General features: G+C 40.4%; 24 protein-coding genes and 1 other annotated feature. Of the genes, 4 read left to right on the top strand and 20 right to left on the bottom strand.

Annotated elements, in window-relative coordinates:
• Positions 1-31 precede the first annotated feature (31 nt).
• From RUMAL_RS08960 to RUMAL_RS08935, 6 genes are all read right to left on the bottom strand, one after another.
• Positions 32-853 carry a methyltransferase domain-containing protein gene (locus RUMAL_RS08960; protein WP_013498426.1) on the bottom strand — a complete coding sequence of 274 codons (822 nt, stop codon included), beginning with the start codon at positions 851-853 and terminating at the stop codon, positions 32-34.
• 159 nt (positions 854-1,012) lie between these two features.
• Positions 1,013-2,233: a tyrosine--tRNA ligase gene (tyrS, locus tag RUMAL_RS08955; protein ID WP_013498425.1), complete on the bottom strand. Its 1,221-nt coding sequence runs from the start codon at positions 2,231-2,233 to the stop codon at positions 1,013-1,015.
• 65 nt (positions 2,234-2,298) lie between these two features.
• The gene (locus RUMAL_RS08950; protein ID WP_013498424.1) at positions 2,299-2,775 is read right to left on the bottom strand and encodes a pyridoxamine 5'-phosphate oxidase family protein; all 477 of its coding nucleotides are present in this window, start codon (positions 2,773-2,775) and stop codon (positions 2,299-2,301) included.
• Between the two features lie 78 nt (positions 2,776-2,853).
• Positions 2,854-3,738 carry an SPL family radical SAM protein gene (locus tag RUMAL_RS08945; RefSeq protein WP_013498423.1) on the bottom strand — a complete coding sequence of 295 codons (885 nt, stop codon included), beginning with the start codon at positions 3,736-3,738 and terminating at the stop codon, positions 2,854-2,856.
• A gap of 29 nt (positions 3,739-3,767) precedes the next feature.
• A complete protein-coding gene (locus tag RUMAL_RS08940; RefSeq protein ID WP_013498422.1) occupies positions 3,768-4,244 on the bottom strand; it encodes a GNAT family N-acetyltransferase in 477 nt (158 codons plus the stop codon).
• A 55-nt stretch (positions 4,245-4,299) separates the two neighbouring features.
• Positions 4,300-4,508: a binding site (T-box leader), on the bottom strand.
• A 114-nt stretch (positions 4,509-4,622) separates the two neighbouring features.
• Positions 4,623-5,264 carry a hypothetical protein gene (locus RUMAL_RS08935; RefSeq protein WP_013498421.1) on the bottom strand — a complete coding sequence of 214 codons (642 nt, stop codon included), beginning with the start codon at positions 5,262-5,264 and terminating at the stop codon, positions 4,623-4,625.
• A gap of 281 nt (positions 5,265-5,545) precedes the next feature.
• On the opposite strand from RUMAL_RS08935, the gene RUMAL_RS08930 reads away from it, so the two are divergent.
• Positions 5,546-6,943 carry an MATE family efflux transporter gene (locus RUMAL_RS08930; RefSeq protein ID WP_013498420.1) on the top strand — a complete coding sequence of 466 codons (1,398 nt, stop codon included), beginning with the start codon at positions 5,546-5,548 and terminating at the stop codon, positions 6,941-6,943.
• 222 nt (positions 6,944-7,165) lie between these two features.
• Here the strand turns inward: RUMAL_RS08930 and RUMAL_RS08925 are convergent, their stop codons facing one another.
• The 5 genes from RUMAL_RS08925 to mtaB all read right to left on the bottom strand — a co-directional run bounded on the left by RUMAL_RS08925 (position 7,166) and on the right by mtaB (position 11,801).
• Positions 7,166-7,984 carry an Mrp/NBP35 family ATP-binding protein gene (locus RUMAL_RS08925; protein ID WP_013498419.1) on the bottom strand — a complete coding sequence of 273 codons (819 nt, stop codon included), beginning with the start codon at positions 7,982-7,984 and terminating at the stop codon, positions 7,166-7,168.
• Between the two features lie 210 nt (positions 7,985-8,194).
• On the bottom strand, positions 8,195-8,317 hold the full coding sequence (locus RUMAL_RS22705) for a hypothetical protein (protein ID WP_013498418.1): 123 nt from the start codon (positions 8,315-8,317) through the stop codon (positions 8,195-8,197).
• A 17-nt stretch (positions 8,318-8,334) separates the two neighbouring features.
• A complete protein-coding gene (locus tag RUMAL_RS20755) occupies positions 8,335-9,972 on the bottom strand; it encodes a leucine-rich repeat protein (RefSeq protein WP_013498417.1) in 1,638 nt (545 codons plus the stop codon).
• Between the two features lie 309 nt (positions 9,973-10,281).
• Positions 10,282-10,461, bottom strand: a complete 180-nt coding sequence (locus RUMAL_RS08915) for a hypothetical protein (protein WP_013498416.1) — start codon at positions 10,459-10,461, stop codon at positions 10,282-10,284.
• 35 nt (positions 10,462-10,496) lie between these two features.
• Positions 10,497-11,801, bottom strand: a complete 1,305-nt coding sequence (mtaB, locus tag RUMAL_RS08910) for a tRNA (N(6)-L-threonylcarbamoyladenosine(37)-C(2))-methylthiotransferase MtaB (protein WP_013498415.1) — start codon at positions 11,799-11,801, stop codon at positions 10,497-10,499.
• A gap of 238 nt (positions 11,802-12,039) precedes the next feature.
• Here mtaB and RUMAL_RS08905 point away from each other — a divergent pair, with 238 nt between their 5' ends.
• From RUMAL_RS08905 to RUMAL_RS08895, 3 genes are all read left to right on the top strand, one after another.
• Complete coding sequence (locus RUMAL_RS08905; protein ID WP_013498414.1) at positions 12,040-12,270, top strand: HPr family phosphocarrier protein; 231 nt, start codon at positions 12,040-12,042, stop codon at positions 12,268-12,270.
• Positions 12,271-12,396: 126 nt separating this feature from the next.
• Positions 12,397-13,155, top strand: a complete 759-nt coding sequence (locus RUMAL_RS08900; protein WP_013498413.1) for a YdcF family protein — start codon at positions 12,397-12,399, stop codon at positions 13,153-13,155.
• Between the two features lie 123 nt (positions 13,156-13,278).
• Positions 13,279-14,154: an IS1595 family transposase gene (locus tag RUMAL_RS08895; protein ID WP_013498412.1), complete on the top strand. Its 876-nt coding sequence runs from the start codon at positions 13,279-13,281 to the stop codon at positions 14,152-14,154.
• A gap of 96 nt (positions 14,155-14,250) precedes the next feature.
• Here RUMAL_RS08895 and RUMAL_RS08890 read toward each other — a convergent pair whose 3' ends face one another.
• The 9 genes from RUMAL_RS08890 to RUMAL_RS08850 form a co-directional block, all read right to left on the bottom strand.
• Complete coding sequence (locus RUMAL_RS08890) at positions 14,251-14,778, bottom strand: HD domain-containing protein (RefSeq protein ID WP_013498411.1); 528 nt, start codon at positions 14,776-14,778, stop codon at positions 14,251-14,253.
• A 155-nt stretch (positions 14,779-14,933) separates the two neighbouring features.
• On the bottom strand, positions 14,934-15,284 hold the full coding sequence (locus RUMAL_RS08885) for a hypothetical protein (RefSeq protein WP_013498410.1): 351 nt from the start codon (positions 15,282-15,284) through the stop codon (positions 14,934-14,936).
• 14 nt (positions 15,285-15,298) lie between these two features.
• Positions 15,299-16,189 (bottom strand): radical SAM protein, encoded by an 891-nt coding sequence (locus tag RUMAL_RS08880; RefSeq protein WP_336470078.1) that lies wholly within the window; start codon positions 16,187-16,189, stop codon positions 15,299-15,301.
• A 14-nt stretch (positions 16,190-16,203) separates the two neighbouring features.
• The gene (locus tag RUMAL_RS08875) at positions 16,204-17,205 is read right to left on the bottom strand and encodes an FmdB family zinc ribbon protein (RefSeq protein WP_013498408.1); all 1,002 of its coding nucleotides are present in this window, start codon (positions 17,203-17,205) and stop codon (positions 16,204-16,206) included.
• A gap of 22 nt (positions 17,206-17,227) precedes the next feature.
• A complete protein-coding gene (gene ispE / locus RUMAL_RS08870; protein ID WP_013498407.1) occupies positions 17,228-18,127 on the bottom strand; it encodes a 4-(cytidine 5'-diphospho)-2-C-methyl-D-erythritol kinase in 900 nt (299 codons plus the stop codon).
• Positions 18,114-19,295, bottom strand: coding sequence for an aminotransferase class I/II-fold pyridoxal phosphate-dependent enzyme (locus RUMAL_RS08865; protein ID WP_013498406.1), 1,182 nt, complete (start codon positions 19,293-19,295; stop codon positions 18,114-18,116). Before RUMAL_RS08865 ends, ispE begins: the two co-directional genes overlap by 14 nt.
• Entirely contained in the window at positions 19,292-19,771 is a 480-nt protein-coding gene (locus RUMAL_RS08860) for an Lrp/AsnC family transcriptional regulator (protein ID WP_013498405.1), read from the bottom strand. Before RUMAL_RS08860 ends, RUMAL_RS08865 begins: the two co-directional genes overlap by 4 nt.
• Before the next feature lie 77 nt (positions 19,772-19,848).
• The gene (locus RUMAL_RS08855) at positions 19,849-20,223 is read right to left on the bottom strand and encodes a hypothetical protein (RefSeq protein WP_013498404.1); all 375 of its coding nucleotides are present in this window, start codon (positions 20,221-20,223) and stop codon (positions 19,849-19,851) included.
• 121 nt (positions 20,224-20,344) lie between these two features.
• A complete protein-coding gene (locus tag RUMAL_RS08850; protein ID WP_013498403.1) occupies positions 20,345-21,397 on the bottom strand; it encodes a S66 family peptidase in 1,053 nt (350 codons plus the stop codon).
• Between the last annotated feature and the right edge of the window lie 81 nt (positions 21,398-21,478).

The following is a 21,478-nucleotide window of genomic DNA, read 5'->3' as shown; positions in this document are numbered from 1 at the left end:
ATTATCCCCCATTTCTATAACATATTACCTGCTATCTACTAAGAAATACCTGTATCACAAAACCGCAGGTGACCTCGATAGTATCAAGTGATCTCAACCTAGCCATACCCTCCTCGGATGTTTTATAGAAGTATGGTGTCATCATAAAGAGATCGAATATGTCCTTCTGTGATGAAAGAAGCGCTTTGTATTCAAAAACAGTATCTGTGCCTTTATTGAATTTATCAAGATGATAGTCATTGGGTTTGTTTTCATAAGGCATATCGTAAACCGCTGCTTTTAATTCAAATAAGTGCCGTGGAGAAGGCGAAACAACAATAAGTGTGCCGCCTTTTTTTAACACCCGAGCATACTCATCGTTACAGACAGGTGCAAATACACTTATTATTGCATCAGCTGAATCACCCGCAAAAGGCAGGTCAAATGAAGATGCTGCAGCGAATTGACAGTTCGTTATCCCCGCAAGATGAACCCTTGTCATACAATGGGCTATAGCGTGTTTTGAGATATCGATGCCGTAGATACGGGCGTTTTCAAGCTTAGAGAGTTCAGCGGTATAAAAGCCCTCACCGCAGCCGCTGTCGATGATGACAGGAGATTTTTCGCCTTGCAGCACATTACCTGCGACTTCACGAAGTTTTTCAGCTAAAGGCAGATAATAACCTTTATCAAGAAATTCCGTTCGCGCCTTTACCATGTCGGCATTATCACCGGCAGTCTTAGGATTATGCTTTGCTGTCGTAAGAAGATTCACATGACCCTTGCGGGCTATATCAAAGCTGTGTCCGTTGGAGCATTTCCATGAATTTCCTACTCTATTAAGTTTTTTCTTACATACGGGACAGATATACATATTCATCACCTTTTGGATTATTATAGCATAAGTGTAATATATATGCAATAGGGTTTGTTAAAATTTACATTTGTTCTAAATGTACTGCCCGAGAGCATGACCCTCGGGCAGTGTATCGGAATATTAAAAATACTTACTGCTTGTATCAGTAAAGACAGATCAGCCGAGAACAACTTTGAGGAATACCTTCTTGCCCTTCTTGATAATGACCTGCTCGGAGAGATCTACCATACCCTTAGGATCGGTAAACTTTTCACCGTTCACAGCTATACCGTTCTGCTGAACAAGTCTTCTTGCTTCACCATTGGAAGGAGCCAGACCGGACTTTACAAGCAGATTCAGTATGCCTATCTGCTTATTCTCATCAACATCATCGGCTGTGAGTGTAACGGCAGGCATATCAGCACTGTCAGCTCCGCCGCCGAAAATTGCCTTCGCAGCAGCATCAGCCTTCTGAGCTTCTTCTTCACCATGGATAAGCTTTGTCAGCTCGAATGCCAGCAGTTCCTTAGCCTTGTTGTACTCGGCGCCTTCCATGTGCTGCTCCATTTCTTCGATCTGCTCAATAGGAACAAATGTCAGCAGTTTCAGACACTTGATAACATCAGCATCATCAACATTTCTCCAGTACTGATAGAAATCGTAAGGAGAAGTCTTTTCAGCATCAAGCCAAACAGCACCCTTTTCGGTCTTACCCATCTTCTTGCCCTCGGAGTTGAGCAGCAGGGTGATTGTCATAGCGTAAGCGTCTTTGCCAAGCTTCTTTCTGATAAGCTCGGTACCGCCCAGCATATTTGCCCACTGGTCATCGCCGCCGAACTGCATATTACAACCGTAATCCTGGAACAGTCTGTAGAAGTCGTAAGACTGCATGATCATGTAGTTGAATTCCAGGAATGTCAGACCTCTCTCCATTCTCTGCTTATAGCACTCAAATGTCAGCATCTTGTTTACAGAGAAACAAGCGCCTACCTCACGGAGAACATCAACATAATTGAGGTTCAGCAGCCAGTCGCCGTTGTTTACCATCAGTGCTTTACCATCAGAGAAATCGATGAATTTGCTCATCTGCTTCTTGAAACATTCACAGTTGTGCTGGATAGTCTCAGGAGTAAGCATCTTACGCATATCAGTCTTACCTGAAGGGTCACCGATCATACCGGTACCGCCTCCTACCAGTGCAATAGGCTTGTTGCCTGCCATCTGGAGTCTCTTCATCAGGCACAGTGCCATGAAGTGACCAACGTGAAGGCTGTCAGCGGTGGGGTCAAAACCGATATAGAAAGTAGCCTTACCATTGTTGATAAGTTCTTCCAGTTCCTTTTCATCTGTCATCTGAGCGATGAGTCCTCTTCTTTTGAGTTCTTCAAAACAAGTCATTTTAGTTTTCCTCCATTTGAAAATATTTTATATTCATTATTTTACTTGTGTTATTTATTATCGAATTATGCCTCTTTTACCAGTTTGCCAGTCATATATTCAGGAATAAGCTCGTACATCAATGTACGAAAACCCGCCTTCTTTATCTCACTTTCAATGTAGCTTTCGTCATCGGTGAATTTATGGCTGAGTTTTCTGCAGATGTCTATCATCTTAGCTTCGTCTTCCACGGGAACAAGTCTGCCGAAAACAATAACGCTTTTTATGTTCAGAGCCCATTCGCCTTCTTTGCGATAGCCCTCATCAAAAACACAGTAGCTGACCTTTTCGTGGCGCTTCACTGCATCGACCCTGTGACCAAACTTAGCACCGTGAAAATAAATATGTCCGTCCTCATCAAAATAGAAATGGTTTATAGGCATACCATATGGGTAGTCATCGTCACCAAGAACAGAAAGAACTCCCCTTTTTTCAGTCTTTAACACCGCTATACATTCTTCGTCTGTAAGAGCTTGTTTCTTTCTCAGCATTTCTCTGAACATCAGACAGCCCTCTCTTTCACATAAACAATGAAATCTGCGGTAGATATCATTTTTATCACAACCTTTCAGTGGGTTTAGTCAGTCAAAAAAGCTAAGCTGACCGTCTTCATACCCTGCTTTATATGCGTTAATAATTGCTTTCATCTCATAAAGTATGCCGTACCTTACGCATTCTTCTGTGAACACCTGCCAAAGTTTTTTAGCATTCGGTGACGGGCATTCATATCTGTTGCCGTATCTTCTGATATATTGATCTTTCAACCCCGAGAAGCTCTCGTCAAGCTTTTGGTAAAAATACTCCCTGTTGCCTGAGCGAAGCGTCATTCCGAAAGCAGGATATATGCACCGCACTCCACATTCATGCGCTCTGCGAACTATCGTCCTTATGTTATCCTCGGTATCTTCAATAAAAGGCAGAACAGGCATCAATGTAATACCGGTGAACACTCCCGCATCGGACATCCTGGCAAGTGCATCAAACCTTTCTGAAGAGGCAGCCACACGCGGTTCAACTAACCGCGAAAGCTTGTCATCTGCGGTGGTTATCGTCATTTTACAAAGTACGGGTGAATGTTCTGCTATCTGTTTATACAGATGGATATCTCTTGTTATCAGCGGAGATTTGGTTATCACCGTAATCCCGAAGCCGTATGCATCTATAATCATCAGCGATTTTTCCGTGAGTCTTTCATCGCGTTCAAAAGGGTTATATGGGTCGGACATCGAACCCGTACCTATTACACCTGATTTTACTTTCCTGCGAAGTTCATCACGGAGTATCATCAGCGCATTATCTTTGGCACGAACCTTGTCAAAATCCTCTATCTGATAACAATCACTTCGGCTGTCGCAATATATGCAACCGTGACAGCAGCCGCGGTACAGATTCATATTGTAATCATTCCCGAACCACGAGGTATCTTTGCACTTTTGCAGAATAGTCTTAGCTTTGATGTATTCCATATCTTACAAATAACAGCCGAAATATTTATTCAGCATCTCTTCTCATAACCGATGATAGTCATTCTTTCGTTTATGACAGTACTTGTGCCTGTGCGAACGAATCCCAGCTTTTCGTAAAAATGACAGTTTCTTTCATCTTCTTCGATTGTAGAAAGCGTCCATTTGTCAGCATCAGAATAGGTATCAAAAAGCACTTTCATGACCTCTGAACCGATACCCTTATCCCAGTATTGGGGAATAATAAACAGCGGGCTGATATTCCTTACGACTTCACCATCATTTTCAAAACGCCGAATCCTTACTCCGCCCATAGGCGTATCCCCAAGATATATCACCAGAAAATCGGAATCAGATATTCTTTCGGTGATACGGCTGACAGTTTCAAGTGCGGGAGAAGTCTCGTCATCGCGGTATCGTTCATACAGCGGCATAAAAGCCTCACGCTGCAACCTATGCACAAGCACAGCTTTCTCAGCATTTGCCTTAACAAGCCTGATACTGTTCAACTAACGACACCTCGCTTTACAAGCATCAAAAAAGCCCTCGAAGGACACTAAGTCCTCCGAGGGCGAAATTTACGCGGTACCACCTCAGTTTATCGGCATACGCCGACCTCATTGCCCTTAACGCGGGAAACGTTCAGCCCTACTGAGATTTCAAGCCGAAAGCTCGGGAGAGTAACTTCATCGTGGGACGCTGCCTGCTCACACCTGCCGCAGACTCTCTGAAAATGCGCCTACCAGACTACTTTGCTCCGTCAAAGCATTTATCTATACTATTAACTAATGATACTACATTTTTGCTCTTTTGTCAAGTGCGAAATGAAATTTAACATTCATTTTTTATCTGACAGGATTTCAATATAATTATACAAGCTGTTCTTTTTAATGACTAAATATCTCAATAGAAGATATCTTATCATTATTGTACGCATCATACATACTAACCCTAAAATTTTTGAAATCACACTTAAAGTGACCGGGATTACCTTCATCTGAAAAATCTTTACCCATTCTCTCTCTGACCTCAGAAAAAGGAGTACCTATAGTGACACCATTGATACTGAAAGGTATATCAGGATAGTCCTCAATAGGGCTGTCAAATGCATCAAAGTCTAATGAATATATTTTGTTAGACTCTTTTATACCAACAAAGCCTACAAAATATCCATAGTAGTTGAGATGATATATCCCGACGCGACCTTCCTCTATTTCCTTATCAGCCTCATCATTAGGTTCTATCTCAAAACCGTCACCAAGGTCATCAATGGTACATGGCAGTTCCAGATTCTTGCCATTGATGTAGATAACATCTTTGATGGTTTCGTCTGTCCACCCGCCTTCCGGCACCGGTATAGGTTCAGGCATAGAAACTGTATTTGCAACAGTTGTAGTCACGACAGAGGAATTTGATTTTTCTGTTTTATCTGACTTATCGGCATTTTCATTTTTTTCGGAATTAGCACAGCCCGATGCGCACATCATCATTATAGCAGTCAAAACAATAGCTGATTTTCTTAATTTCATTGTTTTCTCCTTTATGTTCTTTATCAAAATTATACAACGCGGTTTGTACAATATTTACAAACCGATTATATTGTATCATACACCGCTGAACTATTCATTGGTTTTATATGAATAAATCTTCATGGCAAAGTTCTTGTTTGAACTATTCCGTATTATGCTCACCTACAATTAAAATATATACCGCAAAGAATAATCAATAAAATGTAAAAATAACGAGTATTGACTTGCTTTTTTGAGCAAACTATGTTATAATTTCCCTCAGTCATAAAAAGGAGAGTATAATGAAAACATCATTAAAAGAAAAATATATAGGTGACAAAGCTTTCTATAAGCGCGTGCTTATTACAGTAATACCGATGATACTGCAGAATCTTGTCACAAATTTTGTCAGCATGATAGATAACATCATGGTCGGGCAAATAGGAACAGAACAGATGAGCGGTGTATCTATCGTGAATCAGTTCATATTTGTATTCAATATAACTGTATTCGGTGCAGTCGCCGGTCCGGGTATTTTCGGAGCACAGTTTTTCGGCAAAGGCGACAACGATGGTCTAAGGTACACAGTACGATTCAAGCTGTATATCTGTGCTGTTACTATTGCCGTAGGAGCATTTGTATTAGGATTTTTCGATGAACCTCTGATAAAATTATTTATAAGTGAAGATGATAGTCCTGAGATGATAGCTCTTACCATAAAAAGCGCAAAGGACTATATGGGAATAATGATAATAGGTCTGATACCTTTCGGGATCGGACAAGCATATTCGAGCACCCTTCGTGAGTGCAGTATCACCACTATACCAATGATAAGTTCTATGACAGCAGTCGGCGTGAACCTTGTTCTGGACTACGGACTCATTTTCGGAAAGCTTGGTATGCCGGAGATGGGTGTAAAAGGCGCCGCTGTTGCAACAGTAATAGCTAAAGCGATCGAAGCTGCAGTTGTTATAATCTGGACACATTCAAACCCCAAAAGTAACCCTTACATTGTAGGATTGTTCAGAAGCACAGCTATTCCATCTAACCTAATAAGATCTATGACGTTCAAAGGATACCCACTGCTGATAAACGAATTTCTATGGGCGGCAGGTATGTCAGTACTGGCTCAGTGTTATTCGGAAAGGGGTCTTGATGTAGTAGCTGCAAGAAACATAAGCAGTACCATAACAAATCTTTTCAGCGTGGTATTCATCCAACTGGGAGCTTGTATAGGGATTATAGTCGGTGCAGAGCTCGGAGCAAACAAGCTCAAAGAAGCACGAAGCACAGATGATAAGCTCAGGTTTTTTAGCGTCATATCCACTGTAATACTTGCTGCTGCGATAATACCTTTAGCCCCTCTTTTTCCAAAACTTTACAAAACAAGTGAAGCTGTCAAGGATCTTTCGACTTTCATGATAATTATACAGGCTATCGCTATGCCTTTATGGTCATACACTCACGCTTGCTACTTCACACTACGCAGCGGTGGAAAAACAGGTCTGACTTTCCTGTTTGATTTTGTATTCACCTGGGTACTTGTGATCCCCTGTGCTTTTATACTGGCTCACTTCACTGAAATGGATATCCACCCGATGTTTACTATAATAACTTTCGCGGAGATAATCAAAGTATTTCTAGGATATTTCATGGTTCGCTCTGATATATGGATAAGCAACCTTGTGGATGAAAAATAAAAAACATGGTTATCCATTTAGCACACCACCACAAAGTGCTATATAACACGGTAATATCGTGTCGTAGTTATCATTTCCCCGTCTGCGGCGGGGTGAGGATAACCGCCAAGTGTTTCAAGTTCCGATATAATACTAATTAATGTGGTGTGTCATCGGGATAATCATATAAAAAATGCTCTTCCAAACTGACGGAAGAGCATTTTTATTATAATAAAACATCTATCAGAATTTGATATCCTTGAAAGCCGCAATAGTATCATTTTCGATTATCTCGATCTTGCCGCTGTCACAGAGAGTTGCAGTAAGCGGGTCGATAGGCAGTTTTGCAAGAACTTTGAGATCATATTCCTTAGCGATCTCATCTACATGGCTGTCACCGAACACCTTGATCTCCTTGCCGCAATCCGGACATTTAAGATAGCTCATATTCTCGATGATACCGAGTATGGGAACATTCATCATCTTTGCCATTTTTACAGATTTTTCCACAACAAGAGATACAAGAGACTGAGGTGAGCTTACAATTACAATACCGTCAACAGGAAGTGACTGGAAAACTGTCAGTGGAACATCACCTGTTCCGGGAGGCATATCAACGAACATATAGTCAACATCGCCCCATGCAACATCTGTCCAGAACTGTGTTACAGCACCTGCTATAACAGGGCCGCGCCATATAACAGGATCAGAGGAATTTTCCATCAGCAGATTTATTGACATGACCTTAGTACCGAATTCGCTCTCACAAGGGAACAGAGCTTCCTCATTGTTGACAGGTCTTTCATTAATGCCAAAAATCTTAGGGATTGAAGGACCTGTGATATCTGCATCAAGCACAGCAGTTTTGAAGCCCTTTCTGGCAAAATCAACAGCCAGCAGAGATGTAACAAGTGATTTACCAACACCACCCTTTCCGCTGACTACCGCGATGACCTTTTTAACATTAGACATATAATGTGCAGGTGCTTTTTCTATGCCATTATCTCTTGATGAGCAATCAGCTGAGCAGCTGCTGCAATCATGTGTACATTCTTCACTCATTTAAAACATTCCTTTCAGTAATGATAAGTTTATTATAACACATTATGCCGTAAAAGTAAAGCCGCTCGCATTATATTTTGCTGCTCGGTCATTTATATGACATATTTTTATCAAACAATTATAATCTCACATAAAAACGCTGCGTCAACCCTACATGGAAATGACGCAGCGCATATCTCTAATACTGTATCCTGATTAATTGTTGTATTATCAGCCCCAGCCTTCACCGCCGGGTGTATTGGGATCAGTATAATCAGGTGTAGATGTTGTTATCACATCTTCATTCAAAAACTCGGTGATCTCCATTTCGGGAGTAACATATTTCTTATCCATTAAAGTTCACCTCTTTCTTAAGTTGCAGAAGCATAAAACGCATAAAGTCCTCTGCACAGATCTCGCAATTTATCGGATTTTTCGAGATTATTTGCTATCCTTGCAAGATAATCAGTTGCCTTGACATCAACACCGCCAAAAGTAAAGACAGGTTCACCAAGCTTCTTGATCGGGATATTTGCTACCTTAACGATAATAAAATTGCCGGTGTTGTCTTTTTCATAGGTGACTTCGTAAGTTTCACTTACGAATTTTTCTTCAAGCTCAGCCTTAGATGCTTCATAGCTGCCTGTGATCCTGAATGCAATAAGCAGTGATGTATCATAATCATAGGTCATATTCATTCCATAATATGAAGAATACTGAAGGTCAAATGCCTGAGAATATTGAACTTGAGAAGGTGAATTATCATCAATTTTTAATTCTTTCAGAGTATCAAGTCCATAACCTTCGATACCACTGTTTGCCGGATCATCTGTTTTGTATCCGAAATAATTCTGTGCGGCTGCACCATATCGAAGCATGGATTTGACCATAGGACCGTAAGTCGAATGGTCCTTCAGCTGTTTAAGATAACCTGCAGCAGAAATATTTTCGCTGAATATCTGAGTATCTCCGTTTTTGATGACGAATTGTTTTTCATCTGTCATATTCTTAGCGGCACACTTTACAGTAAACACACCATAATTCTTATTACTTAACTGAATCTCAGAAAGTGTCTGATCTTCGCCGCCGTATGTTACAGTATAATCTGAAATCGAATAATCGTCAGCTATAGGAACATAGAAATTCAGATCCATCTTAGAAGAATCAACAACTATATTCATAGAGGGCTGCATTTCCAGCTTTGGGATAACAGTGTCTTCAAGATCTATTTCAGTATATGAGGATGTTGTTTCATCATAAGTATAATATTTGTCATCTGTACCAACATAATATGCGATATTTCCGTTTTCTTCATAAGTTGGTGCTTTAGCTTCAACAGGTGTATATACTATAGAAACACCCTTTATGATAATATTACCGTTTTTAAGGGCATCTGCTGTAAGAGAAGCAGGTTCTGCATTTGAATTATTAATTGGAACATACTGCAAATTATTGGGAGTGATATCGGTAGTTGTAAATGGATTGGTTTTAAATGCTTGAACATTAAGCGTCAAATCATTTGTTCTCGTATCAAAATGAAGAGATGATAAATTACAGCTATAAAAAGATCTGTAACCTAACATTTCAACTGAACCTGGAATAGTTACAGAATTTAATCCACTAAATAAAGCAAAAGCAGCGTTGCCAACAGTTGTTACACCATCTTCGATGATTACTGACTTGATATCAGAAGAAATACTGTGCCACGGTCTGTCAGCTGCAGAACCATAATCCGCCATAGCGCCATTGCCGCTGCCTTCATTTTTGGATACTGTCAGAGTACCTTCAGAATCAAGTGTCACGGTACAATCTCCGCTTGTCCATGAATTAATTATGGATGCATTTTCAAACAATATCCCAGAATTATTTTCAGACGGCGGTACTGCTGTAGCTACAATGCCTGTGCCTACTGTAAAAAAACCTCCTACGTTTGCAGGCATATTGCCTGCTACAAGAGTCAATGCCATGATAAATGCTGTTGTTTTTTTCCATCCGACATGATTATTCATTGATCAATTCCTCCTTAGTTATAAAGTAGATAAGCGGCATATACGCTGCCGAAAACCATTATAATACTGAAACAGCTGAGATTTATTTTTTATCATTTACTAATTAGTGAAAATAAATCAGATATGATTCCATTTATATGCATATTTTATCATATACCGATTAAATTGTCAATAGTTTTTGAACTGTTCTTCATATCGATTCAGAAAATGAATTTTTAAATAATTAAATGATTTATTGACCATATAAAAAACAAAAGCAGTTACGGCAGTGATAATACCGTAACTGCTTCTAAAGCTATATATAATGTATCAAAGATCCTTTAACAATGTTCTTTTCATCATTATATAGTCAAAGACATCAAGCCTGTTATCGTATTTCAGAAACTTTTCCCAACGCGAATACTCTGATTTTCCCGCCGAAACGCTGATCGCAGGGATCGCGGTGAGTGTAGTTGTAGCAGAAGTTATAAGTGAAATCATTGTTTTCATAATAATTTCTCCATAAAGACCGATCAATGTCAGGTCTATACAAATTCTCCATAGCAAACTTCTTTATCTGACGATATTATACGAACCTTACGAATCTGTCTGCGAAGTGAATCTGACGGACTGTTTCTCTTTACTTTCACTGTAACATAATTCGGTGCATGGCCGCTGTGCCAATCTGCCTCGGTCTCTCGTTCAAAAAGAACATCAAATACTTTTCCGACACAACCAGCTAAAAACCCGGATTTGGATTCAGCACATACCTCAGCCATACGCTTTGCCCTTTCATGTTTTATATGCTGAGGTACCTGATCTGTAAAACTGTCTGCTTTAGTACCTGCACGTCTTGAATAAGGAAATATATGAGCTTCTGCAAAAGCTATCTCTTCAACAAATGAAAGCGATTCTTCAAAAGCCTTTTCATCCTCACCGGGAAAGCCCACCATTATATCAGTAGTTAATGCACAATCAGGAAAATAATTTCTAATAGTAGCACATAGTGAAGCATATCCAGAAGAGTCATATCGTCTGTTCATATTCTTCAGAGTACTGTCACATCCGCTTTGCAATGAAAGATGAAAATGCGGACAAAGTTTATCCAACACCGATAAACGTTTTATATCATCGGCAAGCATCATTTCAGGCTCTATAGAACCAAGTCTTACTCGGAACTCACCGTCCAGTGAACATACTTTCTCTACAACATCAGTCAAAGTTGGTCTTTCAGAAAGATCTCTTCCATAAAAACACAGATTTATACCTGTAAGTATAAGCTCCTTATGACCTGCGGCAATATTCTCCGATGCCTCACGTACAACATCTTCCATTGGTTTTGATCTGACATGACCTCTTGCATACGGAATTATACAGTAACTGCAATAACAATCACAGCCATCCTGTATCTTAATATACGACCGTGTTTTTTCTCCGCTGCATTTGTTTGTCATAGTATCAAATTTTTCACCCTTTTCATGTTTACGGATACTTATGATCCTCTCACCTGTTTTCATAAATCTATCTGTAAACTCGGGTATACGTCCTTTGTCATCTGTTCCTACTATGATATCACATTCGGTAAGCTTCTCTGCTTTATCACTGAATGCCTGCGGAAAACAGCCAGCAAGAACAGTTACAGCCCGAGGTGAGACCTTGCGTATCCTTCTCAGCATCTGCATACACTTGGAATCCGCCTGTTCGGTAACCGTACAACTGTTTATAACACACACGTCTGCTGAAGCTATATCCGCTGCAGCAGTGTCTCCCTCCTGCTCAAATCTTTCACGGATATTTTCAGTTTCGTACTGATTTACCTTACAGCCGAAAGTATAGTAGAATATTTTCATATAATATAGCCCACCTCGAAATATGTTGGATATGCACAAAATAAAGGCATCTCAATTGTAGAGTTCACACAATTGAAGCTTTGATTAACCTCATCTATTGACTATTGTACCATATTTTCTTTTTTTTTGCAAATATAACTTGACATTTTAGAAAATATGATTATAATATTATTGTAGGCAGTTGATCTGCCGGGAGAAATTTAAATTATAGAGTCATGATATTAAAGGAGGAACCGATATGAAAAAGGTTAAGATATCTCTTGATTCCATTCAGGCAGTTAAGGAATTTGTTGGCATCGTTATGATGTATGATTTTGATGTTGATCTGACATCAGGAAGATATGCAGTTGACGCTAAGTCTATAATGGGTATATTCAGCCTCGATCTGTCTAACCCGATTCAGCTGACAGCTCACACAGATGACGCTGACAAGTTCTTCGCAGAGATAAAGAAATTCATCGTTGAATAATTTGAGTAAATAAGAGATGTATAACAGCAGACTTTCGGGTCTGCTGTTTTTTTAAGAAAAAAATAAGTTGCATCATTCAGTACACTATGTTATAATAGTATCATACTAAAAAAAGGAGCACTAACAATGACTTTTAAATACGTAATACTGGCGGTTGAAATATTTTTTCTGTTGCTATTTATCGCACCATTTCCAATATTAAATGCTGGAAATATTGCGGGAATTGCTTTTTTCGGAATACTCATAGCGGCGACAGCTGCACACGCTCATTTTTTCAAATTACTACAAATTCTATGGTCACACGCGTGGGGCAAAGGCATTATCACAGCTGTAATATTATTCCTAATTGTCGGATTCACCTATGTTGGTATACTTTCCGCAAAAATGTACCAGGCACAGGAAAATGAACCTAAAGAAACCGACCTGATAATAGTTCTCGGTTGTAAGGTCAAGGGCGAAAGACCTTCACGAATGCTCAGGAGGAGACTTGATGCTGCATACGAAGCTATGCAAAAACATCCCGATGCATTGGTAGTCCTCTCAGGTGGGAAAGGCAGCGATGAAAAAATCTCCGAAGCAGAAGGTATGCGAAGATACCTTGTGGAAAAAGGCGCTGATGAAAGCCGTCTTATAATGGAGGACAAATCTACCAACACATTTGAGAATATCAAATTTTCTTTCGCCATAACAGATAAACTTGGCTGCGGCAGAGATATCACGATAGTTACAGACGGTTTCCACCAATACCGCGCTAGTCTTATCGCAAAGCAGGAGGGCGCTAAAAACGTGACCGCCTATTCCGCCAATACACAGCCCAAATATGTTCCGACCTACTGGGTACGTGAATGGCTGGGTCTAACTCATTTCTTCGTATTTGGAAATTAAATAAAAAAACATGGTTATCCCTTTAACACACCACAGATAATTTACAATGCTGTCCAAATAAACAGACCTCAAAACTCAGAAAATATAGTATAATAGTGACAGAAACCGAAGGGAGCTGTCGCTATGTCAAAAAGATTTCCGAAACCTGAGATCACACTTGATGGGATATACTCAAAGTTCGCAGATGAAAGCTTTTGCAAGGATTTTCTGCTTGATATCCGCTTTGAAAAGGGCTTTGCCTGCCCGTTTTGCGGTGGCTCTGAGTACCGCAGGATAAGGTCACGTCATCTGCTGCGCTGCAAGTTATGTAAAGCAGATATTTCCGCCACAAACGGAACTTTTATGCACAGAACACATATTCCGCTCAGACTGTGGATAGTCACCGCATTCCTCATTATGAGCAACAAATGCAGTGTTTCTGCTGTTACGCTGATGAGGTCTTTGGGGGTGACCTACAAGACTGCATGGTACATCCTTCATCGCATCAGAAAAGCTATGAAATGCCGTGAAGAACGCTATTTGCTGGACGGTATAGTTGAGCTTGACGACACCTATCTCGGTGCTCCGACTCACGGTAAAAAGCGCGGCAGAGGTACTGAAAAAGTCAAGATGATCGTAGCTTTATCAAAGAACGCAGCAGGAAATCTCGAGTACGTTAAAATGAGCGATGTGCCGAATTTAAAGGGTATAACTGTGGGTAGATTTGCCAGGGATAATATCCGCGCTGGCTCGAAGATCGAGAGTGATAATGCTCGAAGTTACAAGAAACCGCTGGCACAGAAATACTTCCATGTTTTTGAGACATATGATCCGACAAGCGGTCAGCTGAACTGGATGCATAAAGTTATTTCAAACTTCAAAGCAATGATCATGGGAACTTACCACGGAAACGAAAAGATCCACACAGCGTTATATGCTGCCGAATACTGTTACAAATTCAACCGTCGTAAGCTGGGAAACAGTGCGTATTTAAGGCTCTTGGCTGCTTTGGTGCAGTGATCTTACTTGTGGTGTGTTAAGGGGATAACCATTTAAAAAAATAAAGTCTCCTGCGGGATCAGCGCAGGAGACTTGTTGTTTTCTGTATCAGGCATCTTAATTATGCTTGTGTATGGAGTGAACAGTGTTTGAAAGAACGTTCTTGAAGTGAACACCGAACTCCAGCATAGCGGCATATTTGTCGATCATAACTATAACATAGGACTCTGCATATTTGGGCAATTTAACTGTCAGCGGCCACATATGCTTGATTATCATATCTTCCTCGACCTTGTCCAGTTCAAAATGCTCCTTAGCATTTTCAAGAGCTATCCTTGGATGAGTAAAACCATGAGGCAGCTCGCCTTTTTTCCTTGGCTCATCGCGCCAGTCGTACAGAAACAGGTCATGGAGCATACCGGCTCTCGCAGCGGCTTTCGCATTCAGACCCAGCTTTTTGCAGACGATATAATTATAATATGACACATTAAGACAATGCTGGTAACAGGTTGTACTATAGTGGTGTCTGAATTTCTTCATCTCACGCACTACTTCATTATCAAGAAGATCCTTGACGAACTCAAAATACTCTCTGCTCTCCTTGGAGGTTTCAACAGAGTATCTTGAACCCATAGCTTTAGACATCGGCATTCCCTCTTTTCTTTATCTGTCAATCAGTATTATGTGTTTGTTTTGTGATAAGAACCAATTCATAGTTCTTATTGTCATTATAACGCATTTTGTACTGATTGTCAAGGGTTAGTTATTACAAATCGATTAATATTTAAGAGATAATTATATCATTTTACAGTAGGCCTGATATACTTCTGATAAAAGCCAGAATTTGTCCAGTATTCAAGCTTTTCAAGTATCTCCGTTTTTGAGCGAGAAGAAAAAACTTCAAGTGGATGTTGAAAGGGTGCTTCAAAAGTGATATTGACCATATACAGTTTATAACTTCCCTCAAGTTCACCATGCGGATACCAACCGAGATCAATAAGAAGCTCGTTGTTTTCAAGCTGCAAAAGATCCTCATATAGCTCGTATGAATATTCCGATTCATCTTTCTCAGGGTCATATTCCGAGAAATTATTATAGGCTACTTTCCAACCTGCACATATCCGCAATGGCTGTAATTTAAATTCTTTCATTTGCTGCTCCGATATCAATAGTATTTCTTATCAAAAAATTCCGGGACATATTTGTCCTCAGCAGCGCTTCTCTGCTGGAAAAATCCATCAAATCCACAGCCTTCAACAAGTCTGCAAACGTACTCATATTCAAAGGTTGACGTTCTGCGGGACAGCGCCTCGATATCCTTTGCTTTATACATAGGAGTATACTGACTCATAAGGCTTATAAGTATCTCATTTGGTGTGAAATTATCTGCCAGCCAGCCGATGATCTTAGCGGAATCATGACGACATGAGGGTAATACAAGATGCCTTACGATTACTCCCCTTTTCATTATTCCGTTTTCATCAAACTTTGGCGAACCTACAAGCTCGTGCATTTTAATGAGCGACCTTGATGCACACCCAAAGTAATCAGAAGCACCGGAATAATCTGAAGAAAGCTCACCTGAGTAATATTTCAGATCAGGCAGGAAGATATCCACATAGCCTCTCAGCATTTCAAGTGTTTCAATGTTTTCATATCCGCCGCTGTTGTAAACGATCGGTATGTTAAGCTTGTCCCCTGCTATGTCAAGAGCTTCAATTATCTGCGGAACATAGGTAGCCGCGGTTACAAGATTTATGTTATGAGCACCCCTATCCTGCAGCATCAGAAACGTGTCGGCAAGTTCTTTCGCAGTAAGCACGAAGCCCTTTCCCTCAGCAGATATCACATGATTCTGGCAAAAACAGCACTGCAGATTGCAGCCTGAGAAAAAGACAGTACCCGAGCCGTTAGTACCGCTGATAGGAGGTTCTTCCCACATATGAAGATCTGCACGTGCTATCTTTATCTCTGCCCCCGCGCGGCAGAATCCCAATTTACCTGCAAACCTTTCAGCACCGCATTTACGAGGACAAAGTTTGCAGCTTTTCAGCAATTCTTTACTAATCATTATTCTATTAATTCAACAGGGAAAGTGAATGTAACCTCCTTGCCCTTATAATCAAGATCAATAAATATGTATCCCGATTCAGAACCTGCATCAAAAAACATGGTGGGGCTGAGAACAGTTCTTTTGATACTAACAATGTTAGTATCATTAATTGAACCGGTATATAAACTAGTAGCCTCATTATCGGCATTATATCCAAAGCTGTAGATATCTTTTATCTCTACATCTTCTGATTCTACTTTTTTGTGATCGGGGTATTCAAAAACAAAAGTCATTTTCATAGACTTTAAGTCACGCTGATCACTTTCCTCGACTGGAATCCAGTTGTCATTATCCGAATAAAAAATATTAGGCTTCTGGAAAATAGTCATTTCGTCATAGGTCATGCTGCTGATATCAAAACTTTCCAAATAAATGTCAAAATCACAGTCGATCGATTTTGAACCCTTAATACCCTGTATCTCGGGTTCTTTGGTATTTTTGCTGACTTGGGAAGAACTGTTATTTGTGCTATTTATTTCTTCCTTGATTTTGTCAATCAGTTCAGGTATCCTATCACCGAACATACCGAGCATTATCAAAATAATAATAAACACAGCACAACCCTTACCGCTGCTTTTCTTCTTAGGGCTATTTGTTTTATTTACTGCAGAAAACTGGTTACCGTAATTATATGACTGCGTATTTATTGAAAGTCTAGGAGACGGAGTTGCCTCAACGTTGATATCTCCACCATTTCTTCGTTCGTACTTTGCAGCAGCAGCGCGGTTCTCTTCACGGCGTTCTTCTTTCAGAAAATCTGCTTTACCGTCTTTGAACGTATCACTTTTTACAACACGACCATCATAGAAATTATCAGCATCGAAACGTTCATGGCTGTGTTCGTCTTCACCGAAAATACCACAGGAAATATCATCTTCACGGGCAGTAAGGCATTCAGGACATATCTGTTCATCCTTGTCCTTGAATCTGTATCCGCAGAATTTACATTTATAGTTCATTCAATTGCCTTCCTTTCCTATACTATCTGTTGACCCACATAAGCTCATATCCACTCTTTACGGGAACACATACCTCACAGTAATTATACTTGCCTGAAAGTTTTGCAGCAGCTTGTTCAGCATATTTTTCATTTTCAAAAACACCGAATACAGCTGAACCACTGCCTGTCATAAGTGTATTGAGGGCACCTGCCTCTTTTAGGGTCTGTTTAGCCTGTGCTATCTCCGGCTGGTCTATGGCTGCTTCAAAAACATTGAAGAGGTATATGATAGTGGAGAAAACATTACCGGAAGCAAGCGATTTAAGGAAATAATCGAGATGGCTCCTCGGAGGAGATTTCATAAGATCATAACGCTTATAAGCCTCAGGTGTGGAAACACTGACATCCGGCTTGACTATAACAAAAGCACAGTCTATGGATGGCAGCTTATTTGTTATCTCACCTATACCCTGACATAGCCTTGTACCGCCCTTTATACAAAACGGAACATCTGCACCAAGCTTTGCACCAAGTTCACAGAGTTCATCCTCATCTTTCAGTGTACAGAAGAATGTATTCATAGCTTTCAGCATGGCCGCGCAATCGGCGCTGCCGCCGCCCATACCTGCCTGAGACGGCAGATTTTTCTCAACTTTGACTATAAGTTTTCCGCCGAAAGTGATACCCGTATACTCTTTGAATAACTCAGCTGCCTTCCAGATAAGATTACTGCTGTCAAGGGGGAATCCCTCCTTGTCGCAAACAATCTCTATACCTTCCGGAGAATCAGCGTCTATCGAAAGTTCAAGCGTATCATACACACTTACCGTCTGCATGACGGTATTAAGCATATGATATCCGTCTTCACGCCTTCCTATTATATCCAGCAAAAGGTTTATTTTGCCGTATGCCTTGACTTTGATATTATTATACAGTGCCATTTTTAAGCTCCTCTAAAAATTCGCTGATACGCTTTATCGCTTCTCTGAGGTGGCTTAGAGAATATGCATAGGAGACACGCACAAAACCCTCGCCACAATCACCGAATGCATTACCCGGAACAACAGCAACTTTTTTACTGTAAACCAGTTTTTCACAAAAATCGCTGCTTGAAAGCCCGGTACTTCTGATACATGGGAACACATAAAACGCACCCTGAGGCGTAAAACAATCAAGACCAAGCTTATTGAAAGCATCAACGAGATAACGACGACGCATATCGTATTCATCACGCATTTTTGCGATATCTTCATCACATTCCCTTAGTGCTGTAATCGCTGCGAACTGACTGACTGTCGGTGAAGACATAATAGCGTACTGGTGGAGTTTAAGCATCTGCGATGTTATCTCCCGGGGGGCAGCAGCGATACCAAGTCGCCAGCCTGTCATGGCATAAGCCTTTGAAAATCCGTTTATGACAATTGTACGCTCTCTCATCCCAGGAAGGGACGCAATTGAAACGTGCTTTCCGCTGTATGTAAGCTCAGAATATATCTCATCAGAGAGAACAAGGACATTTGTATCACGAAGAACTTCTGCAATTTCTTCAAGATCTTCTCTGCGCATGATCGCACCTGTGGGATTATTCGGGAAAGGCAGAACCAGAAGTTTTGTTTTTTCGGTTATCTTACTTCTTAATTCCTCGGCAGTAAGACGGAATTCATTTTCAGCCTTAGTCTCTATAGGCACAGGAACTCCTCCGCATAGTGTAACTATGGGGCTGTAACAGACAAATGAAGGCTGAACTATCAATACCTCATCACCTGCTGTTACAATGGACCTGATACAAAGATCTATTCCCTCAGAACCTCCTACGGTTACGATTATCTCATCATTGGGATCATAGTTTACACCTATCCTGTCGCTGAAATAACGTGCTATCTCTTTGCGGAGTTCTGCGAGACCTGCATTTGCAGTATAAGAAGTTCTGCCCTTTTCCAGTACGTTTATCGCTTCACGTCTGACCACCCACGGTGTTTTGAAATCAGGTTCACCAACACCAAGAGAGATAACACCCTCCAGCTGCTGTGCAATATCGAAGAATTTTCGTATGCCGGATGGCTTCATATCCACAATAGCAGGAGAAAGGATCTTATTGTAATCTATCATGGGAACATCAATCCCCTCTCATCTTTATCATCAGCAGTAACGGATATACCATTGACTTTATAGCTTCTCAGCAGAAAGTGAGTTGCTGTAGACTGCACACCATCCATAGCTGCTAGATTTTCAGCAACAAATCTTGAAACTTCACGGATATTTGTACCTGTAACTGATACCAGTATGTCATATACTCCTGACATTAGTCGTACGGATTCTACTTGATCATAAGCTGCTATGGATTTAGCTATATCATCATAGCCGGATTGTGACTGTGGGGTAACTTTTAATTCGATCAAAGCGGTAACAGAATTAGGATCATACACAGCTTCGTCAACTATAGCAGTATAACCGGTAATTATTCCGTCTTTTTCCAGTTTTTCTATCTCCGCGGCGACCTCACCCTCAGTCTTACCGAGCATTACAGCAAGTTCGGCATTTGAGAGTCTTGCATTTGACTTTAAAAGTTTCAGCAGTTTTTCCATAAGTAGACCTCCTTCTCGATGACAGTGGCAGATCACTAATATAAGCTTTATGCCACAGTTTAGCTTTGTTTGTATTATCATTCAAAACGCTCAAGCTCTTCACAAAGAGCAATAAAATCCTCATATACAGTAATAGTCTGTAAATACCTGAAATCAATGATAAATCCGGATGCACGATGTTTCAGGAAATCAGCATCCCACAGAGGGACGGATATAAATCCATTTTTATAGTCATACTTCATCGGATCAAATTTATCTATATTTGCACGAAAGTATTTTACCTTGGCAGCACAAAGCTTGTTTATGCGAAAAAGCAGTCCAATGACATCGTTCCGCTCATAGAAAACATCTTTAAAAATAAGATGCTTATGAGAGTTTTCCCTGTCCGAATACCACGCATTGTTTTCATGTATAAGATGATACTTTTCTATAAGCAGCTGCTTGTCATCCATTTTCTATCACCGACATAATAAAGATTAAAGACAGTACTGCTCTTAACAGTACTGTCTTAATTATATCATATATACTCAAAAAAGTAAAGACACCAACAAACAAAAGTATATAACACAGTTTTCAAGTGAAAACGATCCTGCCCCTGAGACATATTACACCGGCACCATATGGCAGTATGGTCTTGGGATGCGAATGACCAAAATTAACGTTATAGAGTATAGGAAGTGCAGGGTCATCAATGACCCTTTTAAGCACAGGCTTATATTCTTCATAGTATATCTCGTCATAAGGCTTACCCACTATGACACCATTTACTGCTTCAAAAACGCCTCGCTTTTTCAATTGTTCGAGTTCATAAGCAAACTTCTCAGGCGATGGACATTCCTCACAGGTCTCAATGAACAGCACTTTGCCATGTAATTCATCCTTTTCCGGGAAAATGCCATATCTATCACATATAACTTTCTCTTCGGAATGACAGTCACCTGTCAGCAGATCACTGATGCTTTCAAGGCAGCCTCCGATGAGTTCACCTGAAAATCCTTCATCACCCTGCAAAAGTTCAAATCCGTGCTCTTCTTTATGTGATATGCGCGGCACACCAAGCTGACTTTCGGAAAAGTCTTTCCTGTTTTCAAACCATAACGGTGCAGGATGTATCTCGGATAAAGTATGACCATAAAAAAGAGTTTTTACCGACTCTTTAGTATACTCCAACATATCCTTTCCATAATCTGCAAAATTATCAAGAAAAGAAGGGCCGTAGTAAGTCTGTAAGCCAAGTTTGTAAAACATCAGGTGGTTAACCGTTGTATCTGAATAACCCATGAAAACCTTTGGATGTTCATGAACAAGTTTTACAAACTCAGGGTCATCTATGAGGAACGGCAGCGTCCTGAAAGTGTCATTACCGCCGATTGCACAGAATATACCGTCAATATTTTTATCCGCAAAAGCAGCTTTCAGATCGGATGCGCGGGCATCGGGATTATCTTGGATAAACTTTTCACCTTTAAGCGCGTTGGGCATGAAAACAGGTTCCAACCCCATTTCTTTCATGCGTTTTACTCCGAGATCAATACAGAAAGAACTGCTCGGATCACCGAGTATTCCCCATGAAAGCGAAACGATCGCAATCTTACTCCCCTTTTTAAGTCTTGAAGGTATTAACATTTTTATCGCTCCTTTCATGTGGACAATTATAACATAACTGGAACTGAAAGTCAATCAACGCAAAAAACAATCGTCCGCTTT

Source organism: Ruminococcus albus 7 = DSM 20455 (assembly GCF_000179635.2).
GTDB classification, from domain to species: Bacteria; Bacillota; Clostridia; order Oscillospirales; family Ruminococcaceae; genus Hominimerdicola; species Hominimerdicola alba.
The sequence above is the reverse complement of the archived record's forward strand: the minus strand, read 5'-3'. Positions and strand labels throughout refer to the sequence as shown.